The 2,726-nt window shown below is 70.2% G+C and carries 3 protein-coding genes; all 3 read left to right on the top strand.

The annotated features are described in order from the left end of the window. On the top strand, positions 1-637 hold a 637-nt coding region (locus tag WA805_RS22435; protein WP_425243318.1), incomplete at its 5' end, for a PP2C family protein-serine/threonine phosphatase. After that, positions 634-2,256, top strand: a complete 1,623-nt coding sequence (locus WA805_RS22430; RefSeq protein WP_425243317.1) for a sensor histidine kinase — start codon at positions 634-636, stop codon at positions 2,254-2,256. The genes WA805_RS22435 and WA805_RS22430, both read left to right, overlap by 4 nt. Continuing rightward, entirely contained in the window at positions 2,249-2,701 is a 453-nt protein-coding gene (locus WA805_RS22425) for a response regulator (RefSeq protein WP_422277704.1), read from the top strand. Before WA805_RS22430 ends, WA805_RS22425 begins: the two co-directional genes overlap by 8 nt. Positions 2,702-2,726 lie beyond the last annotated feature (25 nt).

Raw genomic sequence — 2,726 nt, 5'->3', positions numbered from 1 at the left:
CGGCGGCGACTTCTACGACGTGGTCGAAGCCGCCGACGGCTGGGTGCACGCGCTGATCGGCGACGTCTGCGGGCACGGCCCCGGGGAGGCCGCGCTCGGCGTCTGCCTGCGAGTCGCCTGGCGGGCCCTCGTGCTCGCCGGGCACCCGGCGGAAGAGGTGCTGGCCACCGTCCAGCAGGTTCTCGAGCACGAGCAGCAGGAAGAGGCCATGTTCGCCACCGTGTGCATGCTGTCGGTGGCGCCGGACCGGAGCAGCGGGATGCTGCGGCTGGCCGGCCACCCGGCTCCGCTGCTCGTCACGCCGGACGGGGTCACCGAACTCACCGCCCCGGTGTCCCCGCCGGTCGGCCTCAACGCGGCGCGGCGGTGGCCTGGACACGAGGTGTCGCTCGGCGACAACTGGTCGCTGCTGATGTACACCGACGGGCTGATCGAGGGGCGGATCAGCCAGGGGCCCTACCGGCTCGACACCGACGGTCTTATCGACCTGGTCCGCGACGCCCTCGGGCCGCTGCCGTACGACCCTCGGCAGGCCAGCGAGGAACAGCTGCTGCGGCGGCTGATGGAACAGGTGCGCAAGCTCAGCAGCGGCGAACTGAACGACGACATCGCGATCCTCGCGCTCGGTTACTCATGACCACGCCGTCCCGCCTCCCTGACCGTTCCGCTCGCCGCTGGCCGCTCAGCCGGATCATCGGCGCCGCGGTGCTGGTCATCTCGGTGTTCTCGGTGGTGGCGATGGCCGCTGGCGGGCTCGCCCTGGGGCGGCTGGACCAGCAGCGGGGACGGGTCGAGAACATCATCGACCCCGCCGCCCTCGACGCTCAGGCGCTCGACAGCGCGCTGCTGAACCAGGAAACAGGCCTGCGCGGCTACGCGCTCAGCGGCCAGCAGGACTTCCTGGCGCCGTACACCGAGGGCCTGGCCGCGGAGGAGAGCACGATCACGACCCTGCGCACGCTGGTGACCGCGCTCCCAGCGCCGAGCGCGGCGAACCTCGAGACGGTCATCCAGCAGGCGCACACGTGGCGCATCAGGTACGCGGAGCCGCTGATCAAGCAGGTCGCGGCCAGCGGCAAGCCGGTGGTCAGCCCGGACATCCTGGCAGGCAAGGCATACTTCGACGCGCTGCGGGCCCGGCTGGCCGCGTTCCAGGCGGACGTCTCCGCCGCCCGGGCACAGACCCTGCACGAGCTGAACGACGCCTCCGACACGCTCCAGGTGGTGCTGATCGTCATCGCGGTCGTGCTGGCGGCCATCGTGGTGCTGCTCGCGGTCGCCCTGCGCCGCAGCGCGATCCGGCCGCTGTACCTGCTCGCGGGGGCGGCCCGGCGGGTGGCGGACGGCGACTTCGGCCACGAGGTCGTCGCGTCGGGACCGCGCGAGGTCGACCAGCTGGCGGCCGACGTGAACCGGATGCGGGAGCGCATCCTGGCGGAGCTGACCGCGCTGCACGAGGCCAACGAGGCGCTGACGGCGCACGCGACCGACCTGCAGCGGTCCAACGCCGAGCTCGAGCAGTTCGCCTACGTGGCGTCGCACGACCTCCAGGAGCCGCTGCGGAAGGTCACCAGCTTCTGCCAGCTGCTGCAGCGCCGGTACGCCGGCCAGCTCGACGAGCGGGCCGACCAGTACATCGAGTTCGCCGTGGACGGCGCGAAGCGGATGCAGGTGCTGATCAACGACCTGCTGGCGTTCAGCAGGGTGGGCCGTTCCGCCGCCGGCGAGACCGGCCCTGTCTCCTGCGCGGCCGCGCTCGCGGCGGCGCAGGCGAACCTGGAAAACCAGCTCACGCAGTCGGGCGCGACGGTGACCGCCGGGCCGCTGCCGGTGGTCTCGGCACAGCTTCCGCTCATGACCGCGGTCTTCCAGAACCTGCTGGGCAACGCGATCAAGTTCCGCGGCGAGGCGCCGCCGCGGGTCAGCGTGACCGCGGCCCAGGACGGGACGTCCTGGGTTTTCGCTGTGTCGGACAACGGCATCGGGATCAGTGCAGAATACGCGGAGCGGATCTTCGTGATCTTCCAGCGGCTGCATGACCGGGCGACGTATCCAGGCACGGGCATCGGGCTGGCCATGTGCCGGAAGATCATCGAGTACTTCGGCGGCCGGATATGGCTGGACACGGACACCGGCACCGACACCGCCGCGGAGGGCGCGGGGGCCGTGTTCCGGTTCACGCTCCCGGTGCTGCCCGAATATCCGTCGCTGCGCTCGCAGCCCGAACTGCCACAGGTACAGGAGAGTCATGGCTGACAGCGATCGCGGGGAACCGATCGACGTGCTGCTTGTCGAGGACGACGAAGGCGACGTCCTGATGACCAAGGAGGCTTTTGAGTACTACAAGATTCGCAACAGGCTGCACGTCGTCACCGACGGCGAGCAGGCGCTGCAGTTCCTGCGCCAGGCCGGGCCGTACGCGGACGCGCCGCGCCCCGGGCTGATCCTGCTCGACGTCAACCTGCCGCGGCTCTCCGGCCTCGAGGTGCTCGCCGAGCTGAAACGGGATCCCGACCTGCTGTTCATCCCCACGGTGATGCTGACCACCTCCCAGGCCGAAGAGGACATCCTGCGCAGCTACGAGCTGCACGCCAACGCCTACGTCAGTAAGCCGGTCGACTTCGAGCACTTCATCGAGGCGATCAGGCAGATAGACGACTTCTTCCTGGCGCTGGTGAAGCTGCCGGTGCTGCCTGCCTGACCGTTGCCTGCCTGATCGTTGCCTG

Origin of the sequence: Trebonia sp. (assembly GCF_049794275.1) — a bacterium.
Taxonomy (GTDB): domain Bacteria; phylum Actinomycetota; class Actinomycetes; order Streptosporangiales; family Streptosporangiaceae; genus Trebonia.
Note: the sequence above shows the minus strand (reverse complement) of the source record. Positions and strands in the feature narration are given on the sequence as shown.